At 68.9% G+C, this 19,585-nt stretch carries 17 protein-coding genes and 1 pseudogene; 8 read left to right on the top strand and 10 right to left on the bottom strand.

Annotated elements, in window-relative coordinates; all coding sequences use genetic code 11:
- Window positions 1–2: 2 nt before the first annotated feature.
- The 5 genes and pseudogenes from G6N49_RS17655 to G6N49_RS17675 form a co-directional block, all read right to left on the bottom strand.
- Window positions 3–1,202, bottom strand: a complete 1,200-nt coding sequence (locus G6N49_RS17655) for a dihydrolipoamide acetyltransferase family protein (RefSeq protein WP_083044978.1) — start codon at window positions 1,200–1,202, stop codon at window positions 3–5.
- The gene (locus G6N49_RS17660; protein ID WP_011558506.1) at window positions 1,199–2,176 is read right to left on the bottom strand and encodes an alpha-ketoacid dehydrogenase subunit beta; all 978 of its coding nucleotides are present in this window, start codon (window positions 2,174–2,176) and stop codon (window positions 1,199–1,201) included. The genes G6N49_RS17655 and G6N49_RS17660 overlap by 4 nt, the downstream gene beginning before the upstream one ends.
- The gene (pdhA, locus tag G6N49_RS17665; RefSeq protein ID WP_083044977.1) at window positions 2,173–3,150 is read right to left on the bottom strand and encodes a pyruvate dehydrogenase (acetyl-transferring) E1 component subunit alpha; all 978 of its coding nucleotides are present in this window, start codon (window positions 3,148–3,150) and stop codon (window positions 2,173–2,175) included. Before pdhA ends, G6N49_RS17660 begins: the two co-directional genes overlap by 4 nt.
- Window positions 3,147–4,946: pseudogene (gene acsA, locus G6N49_RS17670) on the bottom strand (acetate--CoA ligase). The gene pdhA and the pseudogene acsA overlap by 4 nt, the downstream one beginning before the upstream one ends.
- Entirely contained in the window at window positions 4,943–5,206 is a 264-nt protein-coding gene (locus G6N49_RS17675; protein ID WP_064874217.1) for a hypothetical protein, read from the bottom strand. Before G6N49_RS17675 ends, acsA begins: the two are co-directional and overlap by 4 nt.
- Window positions 5,207–5,369: 163 nt before the next feature.
- Here G6N49_RS17675 and G6N49_RS17680 point away from each other — a divergent pair, with 163 nt between their 5' ends.
- Complete coding sequence (locus G6N49_RS17680) at window positions 5,370–5,798, top strand: nitroreductase family deazaflavin-dependent oxidoreductase (RefSeq protein ID WP_011854851.1); 429 nt, start codon at window positions 5,370–5,372, stop codon at window positions 5,796–5,798.
- On the opposite strand, the gene G6N49_RS17685 is transcribed toward G6N49_RS17680, so the two are convergent.
- A complete protein-coding gene (locus G6N49_RS17685) occupies window positions 5,786–6,625 on the bottom strand; it encodes a universal stress protein (protein ID WP_083044976.1) in 840 nt (279 codons plus the stop codon). The genes G6N49_RS17680 and G6N49_RS17685 overlap by 13 nt on opposite strands.
- Before the next feature lie 293 nt (window positions 6,626–6,918).
- On the opposite strand from G6N49_RS17685, the gene G6N49_RS17690 reads away from it, so the two are divergent.
- Window positions 6,919–7,359 carry a DUF5709 domain-containing protein gene (locus G6N49_RS17690; RefSeq protein WP_064874211.1) on the top strand — a complete coding sequence of 147 codons (441 nt, stop codon included), beginning with the start codon at window positions 6,919–6,921 and terminating at the stop codon, window positions 7,357–7,359.
- A gap of 2 nt (window positions 7,360–7,361) precedes the next feature.
- On the opposite strand, the gene G6N49_RS17695 is transcribed toward G6N49_RS17690, so the two are convergent.
- Both G6N49_RS17695 and G6N49_RS17700 read right to left on the bottom strand, forming a co-directional pair.
- On the bottom strand, window positions 7,362–9,443 hold the full coding sequence (locus G6N49_RS17695) for an adenosylcobalamin-dependent ribonucleoside-diphosphate reductase (RefSeq protein WP_064874209.1): 2,082 nt from the start codon (window positions 9,441–9,443) through the stop codon (window positions 7,362–7,364).
- 27 nt (window positions 9,444–9,470) lie between these two features.
- A complete protein-coding gene (locus tag G6N49_RS17700) occupies window positions 9,471–9,737 on the bottom strand; it encodes a DUF1918 domain-containing protein (RefSeq protein ID WP_011768099.1) in 267 nt (88 codons plus the stop codon).
- 153 nt (window positions 9,738–9,890) lie between these two features.
- Between G6N49_RS17700 and G6N49_RS17705 the strand changes: the two genes are divergently transcribed.
- A complete protein-coding gene (locus G6N49_RS17705) occupies window positions 9,891–10,310 on the top strand; it encodes a pyridoxamine 5'-phosphate oxidase family protein (protein ID WP_011558498.1) in 420 nt (139 codons plus the stop codon).
- Here the strand turns inward: G6N49_RS17705 and G6N49_RS17710 are convergent.
- Window positions 10,307–10,984, bottom strand: coding sequence for a hypothetical protein (locus G6N49_RS17710; protein ID WP_011558497.1), 678 nt, complete (start codon window positions 10,982–10,984; stop codon window positions 10,307–10,309). The genes G6N49_RS17705 and G6N49_RS17710 overlap by 4 nt on opposite strands.
- A 152-nt stretch (window positions 10,985–11,136) precedes the next feature.
- On the opposite strand from G6N49_RS17710, the gene G6N49_RS17715 reads away from it, so the two are divergent.
- The 5 genes from G6N49_RS17715 to G6N49_RS17735 all read left to right on the top strand — a co-directional run bounded on the left by G6N49_RS17715 (window position 11,137) and on the right by G6N49_RS17735 (window position 17,849).
- Window positions 11,137–11,568, top strand: a complete 432-nt coding sequence (locus G6N49_RS17715; protein ID WP_011854847.1) for an Hsp20/alpha crystallin family protein — start codon at window positions 11,137–11,139, stop codon at window positions 11,566–11,568.
- A 29-nt stretch (window positions 11,569–11,597) separates the two neighbouring features.
- Window positions 11,598–13,637: an erythromycin esterase family protein gene (locus G6N49_RS17720; protein ID WP_083044975.1), complete on the top strand. Its 2,040-nt coding sequence runs from the start codon at window positions 11,598–11,600 to the stop codon at window positions 13,635–13,637.
- An 83-nt stretch (window positions 13,638–13,720) separates the two neighbouring features.
- Window positions 13,721–14,374 (top strand): hypothetical protein, encoded by a 654-nt coding sequence (locus G6N49_RS17725; protein ID WP_064916073.1) that lies wholly within the window; start codon window positions 13,721–13,723, stop codon window positions 14,372–14,374.
- On the top strand, window positions 14,374–16,698 hold the full coding sequence (locus G6N49_RS17730; RefSeq protein ID WP_064916074.1) for a heavy metal translocating P-type ATPase: 2,325 nt from the start codon (window positions 14,374–14,376) through the stop codon (window positions 16,696–16,698). The genes G6N49_RS17725 and G6N49_RS17730 overlap by 1 nt, the downstream gene beginning before the upstream one ends.
- A gap of 158 nt (window positions 16,699–16,856) precedes the next feature.
- Window positions 16,857–17,849: an Acg family FMN-binding oxidoreductase gene (locus G6N49_RS17735; RefSeq protein WP_011558493.1), complete on the top strand. Its 993-nt coding sequence runs from the start codon at window positions 16,857–16,859 to the stop codon at window positions 17,847–17,849.
- 27 nt (window positions 17,850–17,876) lie between these two features.
- On the opposite strand, the gene G6N49_RS17740 is transcribed toward G6N49_RS17735, so the two are convergent.
- Window positions 17,877–19,577, bottom strand: coding sequence for a sensor histidine kinase (locus G6N49_RS17740; RefSeq protein WP_011558492.1), 1,701 nt, complete (start codon window positions 19,575–19,577; stop codon window positions 17,877–17,879).
- Window positions 19,578–19,585: the final 8 nt, after the last annotated feature.

The following is a 19,585-nucleotide window of genomic DNA, read 5'->3' on the forward strand; positions in this document are numbered from 1 at the left end:
CGTCACTTCTCCAACTTCTGCGGCTGCTGCAGGATCTCGTTGATCGCGGCGAGGAAGAGCGCACCGCGGTGTCCATCGCTGGCCCGGTGATCCGCTGCCAGAGTGGCGGTCAGCGCGGTCGCGATACGAATACCACCGTCGACGGCACATACCCGTTGCACCGGCTTGCCGAAGCCCACCAGGGCGACCTGTGGCGGATAGATGACGCCGAACACCGTGTCCACCCCCTGGTCGCCCAGGTTGGTGATCGTGATGGAGGGATCAGACATCTCCGAACTGCGCAGCGAGCCGGCCCGGGCGCGCGCCACCAGGTCGGTCAGGGCCCCCATGAGGTCGTCGAGGCTCCTGTCGGGGACGTCGTGGATCGCGGGTGCGACCAGGCCCCCACCGCGAAGTGAGATGGCGACACCGACGTGGACGCCGTCGGCACCGACGAACGCGTCGTCGCGCCAGAAGCCGTTGAACTCGGGAAAGCGGTCCGCTGCCGCCGCGACGGCCTTGATCTGCAGCACCGCCGGCAACACCCGTTCGGTGATGGATCGCGCGGCGTTGCGCTCAGCCAGCCATGCCAGCGCCGGGTCCATGAGGACTTCGTCGGCCAGGTAGTAGTGCGGAATCTCGCGCTTCGACCGGCTCATCGCCGCGGCGATCGACGCGCGCATCGCCACGGACCGATCCCGTACGGTTCGCCCGCCGGCCGGCTGCTTCCTCGACGCTGCCGCCTGTTCCACGTCGCGAATGGTGACCGCGCCCTGCGGACCGGTGCCGGTGAGGGTATCGGCGTCGATGTCCAGCGTCGCTGCCACGCGGCGGGCCGCCGGGGAGACCCACCGGCGATGCGGCCGGGTCGCGATGGCTGGCCCCGCGGCCGGAGCAGGCCTGCCTGCGCCTTCTGGTCTCTCGACGGCCACCGGCGATTCCCGCATCGTGCGAGGCACCGCCGGTGCAGTCGGTGCGGGTGTTTCGCCCGGAGCCAGCAGCGTGGCCAGCGGCGTTCCGACCCGGACGGTCTGGCCTTCGGGCACCAGGAGGCGGTCGACGGTCCCCTCCTGCCAGCATTCGACCTCGACGGCGGCCTTGGTGGTCTCGACCACCGCCACGACCTGGCCCCGGGTGACGGTGTCGCCCGGTTTGACCAGCCATTGGTCGAGGGTCCCCTCGTCCATGTCCGAGCCGAGCGCGGGCATCCGGAACTCGGTCATGCTGGGCCGCCGCAGAGGTCCCTGACCGCGGTCGCAATCTGACCGGCCTGCGGTAGGGCGGCCTGCTCGAGGTGCTTGGCATAGGGCACCGGGACTTCTGCACCGCACACCCTCGCCACGGGCGCATCGAGATCGTAGAAGGCGTTCTCGACGATCTGGGCACTGATTTCGGCGGCCAGACTTCCGGTTTTCCACGCCTCGTCGACCACGACGGCGCGGTGGGTCCTGCGCACGGACTCCACGAAGGTGGCCGTGTCCAGCGGCCGCAGTACCCGGAGGTCGATCACCTCGCAGTCGATGCCGGCGAGTGCGAGTTGGTCGGCAGCGTCGAGCGTCTTCGGCAGCGACCCACCGTAGGTGATCAGGGTGACGTCGGATCCGGAGCGACGAACCGCCGCATGCCTTATGTCGGTGGCGTGCAGCGTCGTGCCATCCGCCGACGAGTTGTAAAGCGCGACATGCTCGAACACGATCACCGGGTCCGGGTCTGCCAGCGCGGTGGTCATCATGCCGTAGGCGTCCTCCACCGTCGCGGGTGCCACGACCTTGATCCCCGGGATGTGTGCATACCAGCACTCCAAGCTGTGTGAGTGCTGGGCCGCCAGCTGCCTGCCGGCTCCGGTGGCCATCCGCACCACGATCGGCACCGAGAATTGTCCACCGGACATATGCCTGAGCGCCGCAGCGGTGTTGACGATCTGATCGAGCGCGAGCAGGCTGAAATTCACCGTCATGATCTCGATGATGGGACGCAATCCGCCCAGCGCGGCGCCGATTCCGACTCCGACGAAGCCGAGCTCCGACAACGGGGTGTCGCGGACCCGCTCCGGTCCGAATTCCTCCAGCAAGCCTTTCGACGCGGCATAAGTGCCGCCGTAGCGACCGACGTCCTCACCCATGAGTAGCACCCTGTCGTCGTCGCGCAGAGCGTCGCGCAGGGCGTCGTGCACGGCGGCGCGGTAACTGGTCTTCATCGGATGCTCCTCGGTGCCGGGGTGAGCACGTCACGTTCGAGATCGCCGATGTCCTCCCACGTTCCGGCCTCGGCGAATGAGACAGCCTCTTGCACTTCGTTTTCCGCGGCTTGCTCGATCTCCCGGACACACTGCGCGTCCAGCACACCCTCGTTGGCGCATCGATCGGTGAACGTCGTGATCGGGTCGCGGGTACGCCACACGTCCACCTCGGCCTTGTCGCGGTACAGCTCAGGATCGAACATCGAATGGGCCCGGAAACGGTATGTGCGGAACTCGATGAAGAAGGGTCCACCGGTGTCACGGATGTGGTCGGCGGCCTGCACTGTCGCCGTATGACACGCGAGCACATCCATACCGTCGACCGTCGCGGTCGGGACCTTGTAGGACGCCGCCTTCGCGGCGAGGTCGGTCTGCGACTGAGCCCGTTCCAGCGCGGTGCCCATGGCGTAGAGGTTGTTCTCGCAGCAGAACAGGACGGGTAGCCGCCACAGCGCGGCCATGTTGAGCGATTCGTGGAAGACTCCCTCGGCTACGGCGCCGTCCCCGAAGAAGCAGGCCGTGATCCGGCGCCGTCGTTGTTGTGCATCGGCGAGGGCGAGCCCCGTCGCAAGCGGCAATCCGCCACCGACGATCGCGTTCCCGCCGTAGAACCGCGTCCCGGCGTCGAAAAGGTGCATCGATCCACCACGCCCACGTGAGCAGCCCTCCTGCTTGCCGAACATCTCGGCCATGATCGACGTCATCGGCACGCCCCGGAGAAGCGCGTGGGCGTGTTCACGGTAGGTGCCCACCACGGCGTCCTCGGGACGCAACGCCCGCAGTGAGCCCGCTGCTACCGCCTCCTCCCCGGCATAGAGGTGGAGGAACCCGCGAATCTTGCCGTCACCGTAGAGCTTTGCGCACTCTTCTTCCATCCGGCGCACACGCACCATGCCGGACAGGAGCTCTCGGGCGAGAACTGCATCGATCACAGCGTCACCGCCTCGGTATCCGACCCGCTGCCCGACTCGATCGTCGATGTGTCACCCTCGGGCAGGCCCAGTTCACGGGCTTTGAGCAGTCGGCGCATGATCTTGCCGCTGCGGGTGTGGGGTAGCGCGTCGGCAAACTCGATCTCCTTGGGGGCCACGGCTGCTCCCAACCGCTTTCGGGCATGCGCCAACAACGCCGACCGCAACTCCTCCTCCGCGGTGAAACCGTCCTTGAGCGTGACGAACGCCTTCACCCGTTCACCCACGGTGTCGTCGGGCAGGCCGATGACCGCTGCCTCGGCCACCGCCGGGTGATCGGTCAGCGCGTTCTCCACCTCGAAGGGGCCGATCAGATGGCCGGCCGACTTGATCACGTCGTCGTCGGCACGTCCCATGAACCAGAAGTAGCCGTCGGCGTCACGTTTGACGATGTCGCCGGTGAGGTACAGGCCTCCGGCGAAACTGTCGCGATAGCGCTGGTCCTGACGCAGGTATCCACGGAACATCGAGGGCCATCCCGGCCTCAGGGCCAGCTCGCCCCGAACATCCGGCTCGTCGACGACCGAGACAGTGCCGTCCGCGGCACGGTGCACCACGTACGCGTCGACCCCGGGTAACGGCCGGCCCATCGAGCCGGGTTTGATGTCGAAGGCCGGTGTGTTCGCGATCATGATCCCACCGGTCTCGGTCTGCCACCAGTTGTCGTGAATGGGCAGCCCCAGCACCCGCTTTCCCCACCACACGGCTTCTGCGTTGAGCGGTTCGCCGACACTGGCGACGAACCGTAGACGCGGGAACTCGAAGCGCGCAGCCAGTTCAGGACCGGCCTTGATCAGAAGACGTATGGCCGTCGGGGCGGTGTACCAGACGGTGACCTGCTGGGACTACAGGATCCGGTACCAGCGCTCGGCATCGAACTCCCCTTCGTCGACCACGGATGTGATCCCGTGCAGCAGTGGTGCGATGACCCCGTAGGACATCCCCGTCACCCAGCCGGGATCCGCAGTGCACCAGTAGATGTCGTCGGCATGGAGATCGAGCGCGTACAGGCCGGTGATGTAATGCATCGCGACTGCCCCGTGCACGTGCAGAGCGCCTTTGGGCGTCCCTGTGGTTCCGCTGGTGAAATGCAGCAGAGCCGGGTCGTCGGCCGTGGTGTGCTCGATCGGCGCGTCGTCGTCGGAGGCGTCCATCCACTGCCAGAAGTCGAGTGTTCCAGGGGTGTGCTGGTCGCCGGCGCGGTCGTCGATCACGAACACGTACCGGAGCTCGGGTAGCCGGTCCAGAACCGGGGCCACCTTCTTGCGGTACAGCGCTCTGGTCGTCACGAGGACGTCGGCTTCACCGATACCGAGCCGGGTCACGATGGGTTCCGGACCGAATGCCGAGAACAACGGGGAGACCACGCTACCGTTGCGGAGTGCGCCGAGAAGGGTGATGTACAGCTCGGGGCAGCGGCCCATCAGCGTGAAGACACGACCGCCCTTCTCGATACCCAGAGATCGCAGGGCATTGCTGAATCGTCGGGTGTGACGACCGAGTTCGCTGTAGCTGAGGTCACGGGTCGACAGTTCACCGCTCTGGTCGGTCTCGGATACGAACCGCAGTGCCGTCCGGGAGCCCGCCGGCCCGTCGGCATGCCGGTCGACCGCCGCATAGGCGATGTTGCAGCCGTTGGCCCCCATGTCCGCACAGAGATCGGGCACCGCCGCCCACTCGAACGCGGCGCGAGTCTGGTCGTAATCGGTGAAGTTCGGGGTGACCCGCCAATCGTCGGCGGTCTTGTTGATGATCATGATGTCAGCTCCTCCGCTGAGGCGAGGACTCCGATGCGCACAGCCGGTGCGATGTTGTCCATGACGCGGTCGAGAAGTGCGCTGTAGGCAGAGCCGTCGTCATGCAACCAGCGGTGGCCGTGGTGAAGCAGGAAAGCGTCGAGGCGGCGGTCGATCGGCCAGTCCGCGTAGATGGAGCCGGTGAATTCCGACCGGAGGAACTGCCACGCGACATCGTCGATCTGACCAGATGTCGGCTTGATGTGATCGGTGCGTCCCATGACGTTTCCTCTCGGTCATGCAGTTGTCATTCATCGTTTGGGACGCCACGTGGCTGCAAATAGAGACGAAAGTCACCACAACGGTCGACAGGAGCCTCAAGTCCCCTCACCGGCCGGCCGGTGGGCCCTGTTCGCCGCAGTATCAAGCGGCCAACATCGGTGTATGAGCGACGGTGTGAAGACCAGGGCCAGGGACGTGGTGCGCACGTTTAACAAGTACGTCCTCAATCCGGTGATGCGGCTGCCGGCCGGCCGAAAGCACTGGTACGCGTCCGTCATCCGCCACACCGGGCGCCGGTCGGGGAAGACCTACACCACCCCGGTGGTGGCCGAGCAGGTGGCGGACGGCTTCGTGATCCCTCTGCCGTACGGCACCGACGTCGACTGGTTGCGCAACGTCGTGACCGCCGGGCGGGCGACCATCGTGTCCGGCGGCCGGACGGTCGAGGTCGTCGACCCGCAGGTGATCGACGCGGCGACCGCGGCGCCGCACCTGTCGGCGCGGCGCAGGCGAACATTCGAACGGTTCGGCATCGAGCGCTTCGTCCGGTTGACGGCCGCACCGGCCGGTCACCGCACTCAGGCACCCTGACCCGAGCCGGCACCCTGACCCGAGCCGGCTGACCCGTCCGGTCGGCTCCGGATCACGAGAACCGACGAACGGCCGTGCCGGCCCAGGATCCCCGCGAGTTCACTGGCGTCGGCGGCGCCCACCACCGCCATTTCGATCGGTTCGTCGTGCTCGCGGACGAAGTGCGCGACGTCCCCGTGGAAGGCGACGGGATAGATGTGCACGTCGTCGAAGCGCTTCCGCCAGAGCGCGACGGTCCGGTCGAGTTCGTCGCCTCCGTCACCGTGCCGGGGCTGCCGGCCGAGGAGGAGCACCGGTAGCCGGCGGAGTCGCGCCTCGCGCATCGCACCCTCGATGACCGCCTCGTCGTCGGGTGTGCCGTTCGTCGCGGCGACGATCCAGTGGATATCGCTCGGACCGCCGCTGTGGGAAGGGCGGATCACCGCCACCGGGCAGTGCGCCTGCTCGGCGAGATCTGTTGCCGTGGAACCGAGTATGGATCTCTCGTATCGGCCGATACCGACCGAGCCGACGCACACGAGCTCCGCATCCCGGGACCGGGCGATGAGCACCGCCGCGGGCTGACCCGTCGCGATGTCGGTGTCCACCTTCACCGGACGACCGGTCGCCTCGACCGCAGCGCGCGCGGCCCGCAGCGAGACATCCGCGTGGTGCAGTTCCCGCTGGTACTCCTCGGCGGACGGATGGATGGATGGCATCACGCCGATGAGCACCAGGGGCACCGATCGGCTGACGGCTTCTTCCACCGCCCATGTGGCGGCGCCGATGGCCGCGTCGGATCCGTCGATCCCGACCAACACCGAGGAGAATTGCGCTGCATCGCTCATGATTTCCGTTCCTCCCGCCGCGCCGTCGTCACCAGCTTTCGCGCTCATCGAGGTGCGGCCGTAGCGTCCGAGGACCGCTGTGCCGCGGAAAAGGTCACCGCTCGTCAGGGCCGAAAGTCCCTGACCGGCCGTCCGCGCTCACACCGGATCCCTTCGGCCGGCCGCAGAAGGGACTTTGGCCCGTATCGGACCGCACCGCTTCGCGGCACACTCGAGTTCGTGACGCGTTCCGACACCCCCTCGATTCGCGGCGAGCAAGGTTTCGCCAGCCGGCACCTTCCAGAGGAGGAAACATGACCACCGACCCTTTCCGATACGTGACCGGACCCGCGGCGGGTGAATACAGCGGCGAAGAGGAAGACCAGTTGCCGGCCGAGGACACGCTCGTCGACCGCGCCGGCGTCGACCCCCTGGACGAGGGTTATTCGCCGCCCGAACGGCCCTATGCGCCAGGCGCATTCGGACCCGGGGAGACCCTGGACCAGAAGCTGGCGGAGGAGGAGCCCGAGACCGCGGACCTGCTCGACGAGACGGAGCGCGACGTCGAGTTCCCACGGCGAGATGAGGTCGGCGGACGGCGCGCGGGCCGGCTCCTGGCACCGGATCAGGGTTTCGGTGAGGACACCGAGGCCGACCTGGTCGCCGAGGACGTCGGCATCGACGGGGCCGCGGCCTCCGCGGAGGAGGCGGCGGTCCACGTCATCGACGAGGACGAAGAAACAGAAGAAGACTGAGTTCAGAACTCACAGGAGCGCTGCGCACAGCCGCCGCTGAAGTCGGCCGGCGCCTGGACCGGCATCCCGGGCGGCGCGGCGAAGGTCAGCACCTGATCTTCCCGGCTGCCGTACCGGTACACCGTGACGCCCTTGACCTTCGCTTTCCACGCCTTGAGGTAGATGTCGCGGACGTCGGCCGGTGTGGCCGTGGACGGCAGGTTGACCGTCTTCGACACTGCCGCGTCGACGTGTCGCTGGACGACCGCCTGCATGCGTAGATGCCAGTCGGGAGAGATCTCGGTGGCGGTCGGGAAGGCGGACCGCACCTCGGCCGGAAGCGACGGGCACCGCCGCACGCCCCCACGCTCCGCGATCTCGGTGATCAGTTCATCGCGGTAGAAACCGCGGTCGCGGGCCAACCGGTCGAACGTCGGGTTCACCTCGAGCAAATGGCGTCCCAGGATCGCGCGCGTGTAGGCGATGGCGAACATCGGCTCGATCCCGGCGGTGGTGCCTGCGATCAGCGAGATGGTGCCCGTGGGCGCCACGGACGTGACCTGTGCGTTGCGGCGCGGCCCGGACCGCACGAGCCGACTGTCCGGGAAGGCGGGGAAGGGCCCCCGGTCTTCGGCCAGCCGGCGCGAGGCACGGTGCGCCGCTCGCTGGATGTGGCGCATCACCCGATCGGTCAGCCGCAGCGCCTCCTCACTGTCGTAGGGAATTCCCAGTCGCGCCAGCATCTCGGCCAACCCCATGACACCCAGACCGATCTTGCGGGTGGCTCGGGTCGCCTCGCCCAGCTCGGCGAACGGATACCGGCTGACGTCGATGACGTCGTCGAGGAAGCGGACCGCCATCTCGGTGACCGCGGTGAGCCGTGTCCAGTCGACCTCGTCGCCGGTGAGCATCCGGGTGAGGTTGACCGAGCCGAGGTTGCACGACTCATACGGCAGCAGCGGGACCTCACCACAGGGATTCGTGGCCTCGATCCGGCCCCGTTGCGGCACCGGGTTGGCCCGGTTGATCGTGTCCAGGAAGACCAGGCCGGGGTCGCCCCCGTGGTTCGCGGCCTCGCAGATCGCGGCGAACAACTCGTCGGCGCGCACCCGTGCGGCCGTCTTGCCGGTTCGCGGATTGACCAGCCGATGCATCCCGCCGCTTTCCACCGCACGCATGAAGGCGTCGCCGACGCCGATCGAGAGGTTGAAATGCGGCAGCTTCGCGGTGGACCCGCTCTTGCTCGCGATGAAGTCGTAGATGTCCGGATGCGACACGTCGAGCACCGCCATACACGCACCCCGGCGGCGCCCGCCCAGCGAAACCACTTGTGCGGCAGCGTCGAAGAGGCCGACAAACGGCACGGGGCCACAGGCCGACCCGGTCGTCGTGGTGATGGGGTCACCGTCGGGGCGGATGCGGCTGAAGGAGAACCCCGTTCCCCCGCCGGCGCGCTGGATCTCGGCGGCCTTGGCCAACGTCGCGAAGATCGAGCGAAGCGAATCCTCGACCGGCAGGACGAAACACCCGGAGAGAAGCCCGAGATCGGTGCCCGCGTTCATCAGTGTCGGGGAGTTCGGCAGGAACTCCAGGTCGCGCAGGCCGCGGGAGAACCGATCGGTCCACTCGGCCGACGAGCCGGGTTCGTACGCGTCTTCGGCAGCGGCGACACAACGCGCCGCGCGGTCCATCATCTCGCCCGTCGATTCGACCGGCCGGCCGCGCTGATCCCGCAGCAGGTAGCGCTCCCGCAGCACCGTGACCGCGGCCAGGCTCAGCTTGAGCTCGTCGCGCACCCCGAGCAGCGCCTTGGCCGCCCGCAGGTCCGCGCGGTCGCGGCGATAGACGATGTAGGCGCGGGCGACATCGTCGAGGCCGGCCTCCCCCAGCCGCGCCTCGACGAAATCCTGGATGGTCTCGACATCGGCTGTTCCCGGCCCCAGGGTGTCGGCCACGGTTCGTGCCACCGCACCCGGCATGTCCGGGTCGTCACAGGCGACTTCGCGTGCGGCGCGCAGCACGGCGGCCTCGATCCGGCCGGCATCGAAGGGCACCAACGTCCCGTCGCGCCGCCGGACCCTGGTGGGCCACCGCGATGCCGTCACCGCCGTTGCACCCCGGCCGGACGCCGACTAATTCGCGTCGCCGTGGAGGATTTCCGACTGCACGGCCCCGAAACGGCGGCTTGCCCGTTCGTCGGCGGCGTGCTGCTCGTCGGCGGTCAGGACCACCGCGTCGGGGCCCGGGAACACCGTCGCCAGGTGATCGCTGTCCAGCCAGCGCACCACGTAGGGCGGCGAGCCGTCCTCGGAGTGCACCTCGGTGATCAGACCCCGTTGGTCGTGCCGATCGACCGTCGTTCCCTTGATGACGAGCCAGTCACCCACCTTGGCCTTCATGACGTCCCCTTCCATCCGGGAACCAATGTCGTCGTTCCCGACGGCAGGGGGTAAGGGCAGGAGGACACCAGCCTGCGGGTCGAACGTCCCGACCGGCTGCGGCCGCTGGGGTCTTTCGACCCTGTTGTGCGCGGACCGCGATAGCGTCGCAGCATGTCCGATGAATCCAAGCCCGTCTCCGTCCTCCCCCAGAGCGACTGCTGGAACCTGTTGTCGAGTGTGACCCTCGGCCGGCTCGTCACCAGCGTCGACGGCCAACCCGAGATCTTCCCGGTCAATTTCGTCGTCCAGCGCCGCACCGTGCTGTTCCGCACCGCCGAAGGCACCAAACTGGTGAGCGCGGCCATCAACCACAATGTGCTGTTCGAGGCCGACGACCACAACGTCGCCGAAGGCTGGAGTGTCGTGGTCAAGGGGGTGGCCAAGATACTCCACGACGACGACGAGTTGGCCGAAGCCGAACGGGGACAACTACTTCCCTGGACCTCGACGACGAAACAGCACTACGTCCGGATCCGGCCGCTGACCGTCACCGGCAGGCGGTTCATCTTCGGACCCGGGTTGGTGCACTAACCGACGCGGTGAACCTCTGCACTCGCCGCCGCCGCGGCCGCCTCCGCCTGGCGGCGGCTCTCCGCGCGGCGCTTGATGCCGAGCAGGATCCCGCGGGTGAGCAACGCCCTTGCCGGCCCGAACAGTTCGGCGAGCATCACCTCGCCGGGGTGACGCAATCCGAGGCGGGACCTGATCAGCAACCGGCAGCGGTCCGTTCCGCGGGGCATCAGATGGAACGACCAGACCACGGTCCACGGCACCCCCGGCGGTTCGGCGAACAGCACGATGGTCTTGCCCTCGACCAGTTCGGCGACCCGCATCTCGACACCGTCGTCCAGCCCCAACCAGCCCTTCGGCACCAGCCGTATCCCGTCCCCCTCCGCGAGGTGCTGCCACTCGTCGTGAAGCTGATCGGCGTTGCGGTACTGCAGGCCGAGCGTCTTCTCGAGTCTCTCGTAGCTGTAGAGACCGCCCCGGTCCTGACCCATCTGGACCAGCCACGGCCATGTCGCCTCGGCGGGCGCGTCGATCCACACCGCCTCGGTGGCCTGCAGCACCGGCGGGTGGACCAGTCGATCACCGGGTAGGTGGCTGCCGGACTCCGCCTTCGTGGTGCCCCAGTCGCGGAAGTAGCGCCTCGCCGCGTAGAGCAGGGCGGCCGCTGCGCCCAGCTTCACCACATCGTTGGTCATGTGTCCCAGCCTGCCCCACCGCACCGCCGTCCACTAGGGCCCATTGTCCCCTTGGCGAACGGCACCCGCGGGGATGACTTCCGTCCCTATCGGACGCCGATCCAACCCTGGTCGGATGAAGGTGTCATCAGCACCGACTCATAGGAGCGATCATGAGCAATGTCGCTGTGCAACAGCATCAACGCCCGTCCTGGCCGGATATCTCCGATCTGTTCGCCGGATTGCCGGCGTGGGCGAATCTGCGCCCGGTACTCGGCGGGCACCCCATCAAGGTCGAAGAGGACATCAAGGACGGAAAGTACGAACTGCAGGCCGAGATTCCCGGGGTGGATCCCGAGAAGGACATCGACGTCGTCGTGCGCGACGGTGTTCTCACCATCAAGACCGAACGCAGCGAGAAGAAGGAGTCCCGTGGCCGTTCGGAGTTCACCTACGGATCCTTCGCCCGTTCGGTGACCCTGCCTGCAGCGGCGGACGAGGACGGCATCACGGCCGGCTACGACAAGGGGATCCTCACGGTGACCGTGCCGCTCAAGGAGCCCGCCAGCCCGGAGAAGCACGTCACGATCAAGTCGACGGACTGACCGTCCCGGTCACGGATGAGCAGACGAGGATGACCCGGACCCGCCCACCGCAGAGCCCTCGGCGCGTGTTCCGCGACCGCCGCGAGGCCGGTCGGGTGCTGGCGGACCTGCTCACCGCATACCGCGGGCGAGATGACGTCATCGTGCTGGGGCTGGCACGCGGCGGTGTCCCGGTCGCGTGGGAGGTGGCCGCGGCCCTCGGCGCTCCCCTGGACGCGTTCATCGTGCGCAAGCTGGGGGCGCCGGGGCATGAGGAGTTCGCGATGGGGGCGCTGGCCACCGGCGGGCGCGTCGTGGTCAACGACGACATCGTGCGCGCGCTGCGCGTCAGCCCGCAGCAACTCCGAGACATCGCCGAGCGGGAAGGGCACGAGCTCTTCCGCAGGGAAGCCGCCTACCGGGCCGGGCGTCCCCCGCTCGACGTGTCCGGGAAGACGGTCGTCCTCGTCGACGACGGGCTGGCGACCGGGGCCAGCATGATGGCGGCGATACAGGCCCTGCGTGACGCCGGCCCGGCCGAGATCGTGGTCGCGGTGCCCGCCGCGCCGGAGTCGACCTGCCACGAGATACTCGGCGTCGCCGACGATCTGGTCTGCGCGAGCATGCCGACGCCGTTCGTCGCTGTCGGTGAATCGTATTGGGATTTCCGACAGGTAAGCGGCGAAGAAGTCCGCGAGCACCTCGCCACCCCAACGACCGGCAGCGCCGCCACACCCGCGCCGGCCGCCCTGACACCGACCGCCATCGTGGGTGGGTGTGCGGTGGACGCGCCGGGCGGCGTGCCGCCACTCGACGCGCTGGAAGCGATCGTCGGTGACGCCAGGGTGGTCCTGATCGGCGAGGGCTCACACGGGACCCACGAGTTCTACGCTGCCCGCGCCGCGATCACCAGGTGGCTCATCGAGCAGAAGGGCTTCTGCGCGGTCGCCGCGGAAGCCGACTGGCCCGACGCCTACCGGGTCAACCGGTACGTCCGCGGCGAGGGCGAGGACACCACCGCCGACGCGGCGTTGCGCGGATTCCAGCGCTTCCCGGCGTGGATGTGGCGCAACGTGGTGGTGCGGGACTTCGCCGAGTGGCTGCAGGCCCACAATCGGCAGCGCCGATCCCTCGGTCAGCGCCAGACCGGCTTCTACGGCCTGGACCTCTACAGCCTGCATCGCTCCATGGAAGAGGTGATCTCCTATCTCGACGGGGTGGACCCGCGCGCGGCAGATCGTGCGCGCCGCCGTTACGCCTGCTTCGACCACGCGACCGCCGACGACGGTCAGGCCTACGGTTACGCCGCCGCCTTCGGCGCGGGTCTGTCCTGTGAGCGTGAGGCGGTCGATCAGCTGATCGACATGCACCACAGCGCAATCGATTACCTCCACCACGACGGCCTGGTCGCCGAGGACGAGTTGTTCTACGCCCAGCAGAACGCCCAGACCGTCCGCGACGCCGAGGTCTACTACCGGGCGATGTTCAGCGGCCGTGTGACGTCGTGGAATCTGCGAGACGAACACATGGCCAGAACACTGGAGTCGCTGCTGACCCACCTCGATCGCCACCCCGGCGCGGGCCCGGCACGAATCGTGTTGTGGGCGCACAACTCCCACGTCGGTGACGCCAGGGCCACCGAGGTGTCCTCCGACGGCCAGCTCACCCTGGGGCAGCTGGCGCGTCAACGGTTCGGCGACGACTGCCGCCTGATCGGCCTGACCACCTACACGGGCACCGTCACCGCGGCCAGTGAGTGGGGCGGTGTCGCCGAGCGGAAGGTCGTCCGGCCTGCACTGAACGGCAGCGTGGAAGAGCTGTTCCACGAAACCGATCGGCCGGAGTTCGTCATCTCGGCGTTGATCGACCGTGCCGCCGAGGAACCGCTGTCGACGGTGCGGTTGGGCCGGGCGATCGGCGTCATCTACCTCCCGGCCACCGAGCGGCAGAGCCACTACTACCACGTGCGGCCCGCCGATCAGTACGACGCCATCATCCACATCGACCGGACGCGGGCGCTCGAGCCGCTGGAGGTCACCAGCGAATGGGTGGCGGGCGAGACCCCCGAGACGTATCCCAGCGGTTTGTGAACCACCCGAAAACCCCTGAAAACCCTGCAATGCGGGACCTTCGACCCTGGCGCAGCGGACCAGGCCGTTCCTAGGGTCGAGGTATGGGAAGGCAACGACCACTCCTGGCCGACGCGCTGGCGCTCGCCGGCCTCGCCGCGCTCTACCACTTTCGTACGCGACCCTGGATATACACGTGGGGGGCCCGCGACGAGGAACTGACCGCACCGCTGCCCGGTGATGAGCTCGTCGCCGGTGACCCCGTCCGCACCACCCGCGCCGTGACCGTCGACGCACCCGTTTCGGACGTGTGGCCGTGGCTGGCGCAGATCGGTGAGGACCGCGGGGGTTTCTACAGTTACTGGCTCCTCGAGCGTGCGGTCGGCGCCGGTATCCACAACGCCGACGTCATCCACCCCGAATGGCAGGACCTGCAGGTGGGTGACACCATCTGGCTGGCCCGCCGCTACGGTCCGGCGGCCCGCCAGATCGTCGCCGCGGTCGCCGCGGAATCGCACCTCGTCCTGATGTCGCCCGCGGACTTCGACCGGGTGCGTGACGGCACCGGGGCAGGCGGGTGCTGGTCCTTCGTCCTGCGGCCGGAGCGCGGGGGCACCCGCCTTCTGGTGCGCGGCAGCGGAAAACCCGTGGGGCACTTCTGGTTCGACATCCCGCACTTCATCATGGAGCAGAAGATGATGCGCGGTATCGCCGCACGAGCGCAACGGACACGGCACCGGGCCGCGGTCGGTTCGTGATGGACGCCCAGACGCAGTGGGTTTCGCGCCTCCGCCCGCTGATCGAACCCGCGTTGGTGGTGCTCACCGTGGTCGCGCTCGCCGCGGGCGGTATCGCGTGGCTGGCCGGATGGCGTTCCGCCGCTGACCTGTGCTGGATCGCCGGGACGGTGCTCGCCGTGGTGCCGGCGGTCGTCTGGGTGGTCGCGGCATTGCGCCGGGGGCGGGTCGGCGTCGATGTGATCGCGGTGCTGTCACTCGTCGGCACCCTGTTGGTGCACGAGTACCTGGCCGGCGCCCTGGTCGCGGTGATGCTGGCCGGTGGCCGTGCGCTGGATGCCGCCGCCACGCGGCGTGCCAGCCATGACCTGCGCGCCCTGCTGGAACGCGCCCCACGGTTCGCGCGGCGACGGACCGACGGGCAGGTCAGCGTGATCCCGCTCGACGAAGTCGCCGCCGATGACGTGTTGGTGGTCGGGCCGGGCGAGGTGGTGCCCGTGGACGGGCGGGTGCTCGACGTGGTGGCGGTGCTGGACGAGTCGGCGTTGACCGGTGAGCCGCTACAGGTCGAACACGCTGTCGGCGAACCGGTCCGCAGCGGTGTGGTGAACGCCGGCGGTGCGTTCGAGCTGCGCGCCACCGCCACGGCCGAGGACAGCACCTATGCCGGTATCGTCCGACTGGCCCGGCAGGCCGGCGCGGAAAGCGCACCCCTCGTGCGGTTGGCCGACCGCTACGCCGCCTGGTTCCTGCCGCTGACGCTGGTGCTCGCCGGCGCGGCGTGGCTGGTCAGCGGCTCGGCGGTGCGGGCGGTGGCGGTCCTGGTGGTGGCCACGCCGTGTCCGCTGCTCCTCGCGGCGCCGGTCGCGATCGTGTCGGGATTGTCGCGCGCCTCCCGAAGCGGGGTGATCATCCGCAGTGGCGGTGCACTCGAGAACCTGGGACACGCAACCACTTTGGTGATGGACAAGACGGGCACCGTGACGATGGGCCGCCCGGTGGTCGTCGACGTGGCCGTCGCCCCCGGCCGCGAGCCGACCGAGCTGCTGCGGCAGGCGGCGTCGGTGGATCAGTTCTCCCCGCACGTACTGGCCGAGGCCATCGTCACCGAGGCGCGCAAGCGCGGTCAATCGCTGTCACTACCCAGCGACGTGCTCGAAGAACCGGGCCGCGGCGTCACCGCCACCGTCGAGGGCCAACGCATCTCGGTGGGAAAGCTGCCGGACCGCAACGCCGTCAGCGGCTGGCAGCGCGGCGCGCTCAACCGGGCAGGTCTGGACGGCGCCGCGATCTCCTGGGTGAGCATCGCGGGTGAACCGGTGGGCGCGGTGCTGTTGCGGGATCCGTTGCGCCGCGACGCACCGCGGACGATGCGCCGGTTGCGGGCAGCGGGCCTGAACCGGTTGGTGATGCTGACCGGTGACCGCGCCGAACCGGCCCGCGAGGTCGCCACCGTGCTGGGACTCGACGAGGTGTACGCCGAGCAGTCACCGGCCGACAAGGTCGCCGCGGTCCGCGGCGAACGCGAACGCGCCGTGACGGTGATGGTGGGCGACGGGATCAACGACGCTCCGGCACTGGCCGCGGCCACGGTGGGTGTCGCGATGGGTGCGCGCGGGGCGACCGCGTCCTCCGAGGCCGCCGACGTCGTGTTGACGACCGATCGCGTCGACCGCCTCGCCGATGCGATGGACGTGGCCCGCTGGTCGCGGCGCATCGCCGTTCAGAGCGCCGTGGTGGGCATGAGCCTGTCGCTGCTGGCGATGGTGGTTGCCGCATTCGGCTGGCTGCCACCCGCCGCCGGCGCCCTCCTGCAGGAGGGCATCGACGTGGCGGTGATCCTCAATGCCCTGCGAGCGCTGCGCGGAAACCCCGACTCCGCAATGGATCTCCCGCCGGAGACCGAGCAGCTGCTGCATCGCTTCGCGGCCGAACACGACGAGCTCCGGGAAACCCTCCCACTGCTGCGCGACGCCGCCGACCGGCTGGCCGAGGCGCCGGACGCGGCCGCATTGGACTCGCTGAGGGCCGTGCACCGGTTGCTCACCGACCGGATCCTGCCGCACGAATTCGCCGAGGAGAACGAGCTGTATCCGGCGTTGGCCCGCCCGCTGGGCAGCGGTGAGGCCACCGCCACCATGAGCCGCACCCACGCCGAGATCAAACGGCTCGCCGACCGCATCGGTACGCATGTCCGCCTCGCCGAATCGGCGGGCGCGGTCGAACCCGACCAGGTCGACGACCTGCTGGCGTGTCTGTACGGGCTCTACGCCCTGTTGCGGCTGCACTTCGTGCAGGAAGAGGAGAACTACTTCACCCTCACCGAGGACGAGCCCACACCCTGACCCGCGGCGGGGGGCCATTCGCCGCCGAGTACGGGCCGATGGTCCCTATCGCCGTACGCGGAGGCGCGATGTAGTCGAAAGTATTCCCGCTCAGGAACTCTCACGATTCGGGAGGACGCCATGACCGCATCCGCACCGTCCACAGTGGGGACGCCACCGTGACCACGTACGGTCCGGACAGGGACACCATCCATGCGGCCCTGTCGCTGGCGATTCGCGCGCCCTCGATCCACAATTCGCAACCGTGGCGTTGGCGCGTCGGCGAGGACAGCGTCCACCTCTACGCGGACACACCCCCGCACCTGTCCCACACCGACCCCGATGGCCGCGAACTCCTGATCAGCTGCGGCGCCGCGTTGAACCACTGCGTGATCGCGCTGTCGGCACTTGGCTGGCGGTCGGTGGTCCACCGGTTCCCCAACCCCGCTGAGCCCTTGCACCTGGCCGCGCTCGAGATGCACCGCCAGGCGCCGGGCGAGGTCGACATCGCCCTCGCCGCCGCGATTCCGCGGCGACGCACCGACCGCAGGCATTTCAGCGCCTGGCCGGTCGCCATCGGTGATGTCGCACTGATGGGAGCCCGCGCCGCCAGAGCCGGTGTCACGATGCGCCGGGTGGAGACCACCAGCGCGTTCCGGGCCGTCTTGGCGAAAGCCGTGTGGGACCACGCGTCCGACCCGGACTACCGCGACGAGCTGTCGGTGTGGAGCGGACGGCACGCGTCGACCGTCGGCGTACCCGCCCGCAATGCTCCCGTGTCCGTCCCCGAGGCACGTGTTCCCGGGCGGCTGTTCGCCGGTCCGGCACTCGATCAGCCGGCGGAAGCCGATCCCGCCGACGACAACGCCGTGCTGCTCTCCCTCGGTACCGCGGGCGACGACGACCTCTCGCGGCTTCGCGCCGGCGAGGCGACCAGCCTGGTGCTGCTCACCGCGACCGCGCTCGGGCTGGCGACGTGCCCGGTGACCGAACCCCTCGAGATTCCCGAGACCCGGGACGCGGTCCGGGCCGACGTCTTCGGCGAGAGCGCCTACCCCCAGCTGCTTTTCCGTGTGGGTTGGGCGCCGGTGAATGCCGATCCGCTGCCGCCCACCCCTCGCCGACCACTTCGGGAGGTCGTCTCGTGCCTTGACGGCGCACCCTACGGGTGACCGAGAATCCCGGTGCGCGTTCGCCTTTCAGGTCAGTGGGGCGGTCCAGCTCAGGCAGGTACCGCCTCCGGCGGCGGGTTCGATCGTGAGAGCACCGCCGACCTCTTCGGCGCGCCGGCGCAGGTTGGCCAGACCGCTCTCGGTGAGGTTGTCCGGGATCCCGACGCCGTTGTCCCTGATCTCGATCCGCAGATCGTCGTCCACCGTCACCAGCACCGAGAGCTCGGTCGCCTGCGCGTGACGCACGGCGTTGCTGACCGCTTCGGACACCACCGCTTCGGCATGGTCGGCGAGTTCGGCACCGACCACGGACAACGGCCCGACGTACTGAACCGTCGTCCGCAGTTCGGCGCCGGCGAGATGGGCGATGGCCTCGTCGAGACGTTGGCGCAACCGGGTGCTGCCCGACGACCCGCCCTGTAGGTCGAAGATGGCCGTGCGGATCTGCTGGATCACCTCCTGCAGATCGTCCACGGATTCGATCAGCCGCCGTTGCACATCCGGCGTCCGGGCGCGCGGAATCGTGCCCTGCAGCGTCAACCCCACCCCGAACAGCCGTTGGATCACCTGATCGTGCAGATCGCGGGCGATGCGATCGCGGTCGGTCAGGACGTCGAGTTCGCGGATGCGGCGCTGGGCGACCGCCGACTGCCAGGCCAGCGCCGCCTGGTCGACGAAAGCCGCCATCATCTCCAACTGCTCGGCGGTGAACGCCGGCCGCCCGGCGCGCCGCAGCAGCACCACCACCCCGGCGACCGCCTCGGTCGTCCTCATCGGCAGGATCAGCGCGGGGCCGGCGTCGTCGAGCAGGCCGGTCTGCGCGGCGATCACCTCGACCAGCCGGGGTGTCCGCGCCACGAACGCCTCACCGATATCGTTGCCCTGCAACGGGATCAGCGACGCCACCGATGGGTCCGTGCGGGTATCCCCGGCGGCGTCGGCGATGACGAGCTCGTCACCGTCGGCGGGCACGGCGACGAACGCGACGTCGGCGTGGGTCAGCTTGAGCGACTCCTCGGCCACCAGGCGGTACACCCGCGCGGGATCAGCGCCGCCGAGCAACTCGGTCGCGATGTCTCGGGTCGCCTCGATCCACGCCTGGCGCGTGCGGGACTGTTCGAACAGACGGGCGTTGTCGATCGCGATGCCTGCGGCGGCCGCGAGGGCCTGGGTCAGCACCTCGTCGTCCTCGCTGAACGGTTGTCCGGACGTCTTCTCCGACAGATACAGGTTGCCGAAGACCTCATCCCGGATCCGGATCGGCACACCGAGGAAGGTGCGCATCGGGGGGTGGTGCTCGGGGAAGCCGACCGAGGCGGGATGGTCGTGGATGTTTTCCAGCCGGATCGGCTGCGGGTCGTCGATCAGCACGCCGAGGACACCCCGGCCCTGCGGCAGCGGTCCGATCGCCAGCCGGGTGGGTTCGTCGATGCCCTCGTAGATGAACTCGACCAGCTCGTGGTCGTGTCCGCGCACCCCCAGTGCCCCGTAACGCGCGTCGATCAGCTCGATGGCCGTGTGCACGATGGTGCGCAGGGTGGCGTCCAGGTCGAGTCCGGAGGTGACCGTGAGCATCGCGTCGACCAGACCGTCGAGCCGGTCCCGGCCCTCGACGATCTCCTCGACCCGGTCCTGAACCTCGGTGAGCAGCTCACGCAGCCGCAGCTGCGACAGCGTTTCGCCGATTGGGCGAACGCTGCACTGGTCGCCCGGCCCGACCCCGGTCATAGGCGCAT

Source organism: Mycolicibacterium monacense (genome assembly GCF_010731575.1).
Taxonomy (GTDB): Bacteria; Actinomycetota; Actinomycetes; order Mycobacteriales; family Mycobacteriaceae; genus Mycobacterium; species Mycobacterium monacense.

Excerpts from the sequence above, each read along its gene's own strand:
- G6N49_RS17655 (WP_083044978.1), bottom strand. The coding sequence starts at position 1,202 with ATGACCGAGTTCCGGATGCCCGCGCTCGGCTCGGACATGGACGAGGGG.
- G6N49_RS17740 (WP_011558492.1), bottom strand. The coding sequence starts at position 19,577 with ATGACCGGGGTCGGGCCGGGCGACCAGTGCAGCGTTCGCCCAATCGGC.
- G6N49_RS17705 (WP_011558498.1), top strand. The coding sequence starts at position 9,891 with ATGTCCGATGAATCCAAGCCCGTCTCCGTCCTCCCCCAGAGCGACTGC.
- G6N49_RS17720 (WP_083044975.1), top strand. The coding sequence starts at position 11,598 with ATGACCCGGACCCGCCCACCGCAGAGCCCTCGGCGCGTGTTCCGCGAC.
- G6N49_RS17700 (WP_011768099.1), bottom strand. The coding sequence starts at position 9,737 with ATGAAGGCCAAGGTGGGTGACTGGCTCGTCATCAAGGGAACGACGGTC.
- G6N49_RS17680 (WP_011854851.1), top strand. The coding sequence starts at position 5,370 with ATGAGCGACGGTGTGAAGACCAGGGCCAGGGACGTGGTGCGCACGTTT.
- G6N49_RS17675 (WP_064874217.1), bottom strand. The coding sequence starts at position 5,206 with ATGGGACGCACCGATCACATCAAGCCGACATCTGGTCAGATCGACGAT.
- G6N49_RS17685 (WP_083044976.1), bottom strand. The coding sequence starts at position 6,625 with ATGAGCGATGCAGCGCAATTCTCCTCGGTGTTGGTCGGGATCGACGGA.
- G6N49_RS17730 (WP_064916074.1), top strand. The coding sequence starts at position 14,374 with ATGGACGCCCAGACGCAGTGGGTTTCGCGCCTCCGCCCGCTGATCGAA.
- G6N49_RS17660 (WP_011558506.1), bottom strand. The coding sequence starts at position 2,176 with ATGAAGACCAGTTACCGCGCCGCCGTGCACGACGCCCTGCGCGACGCT.
- G6N49_RS17725 (WP_064916073.1), top strand. The coding sequence starts at position 13,721 with ATGGGAAGGCAACGACCACTCCTGGCCGACGCGCTGGCGCTCGCCGGC.
- G6N49_RS17710 (WP_011558497.1), bottom strand. The coding sequence starts at position 10,984 with ATGACCAACGATGTGGTGAAGCTGGGCGCAGCGGCCGCCCTGCTCTAC.
- G6N49_RS17715 (WP_011854847.1), top strand. The coding sequence starts at position 11,137 with ATGAGCAATGTCGCTGTGCAACAGCATCAACGCCCGTCCTGGCCGGAT.
- G6N49_RS17690 (WP_064874211.1), top strand. The coding sequence starts at position 6,919 with ATGACCACCGACCCTTTCCGATACGTGACCGGACCCGCGGCGGGTGAA.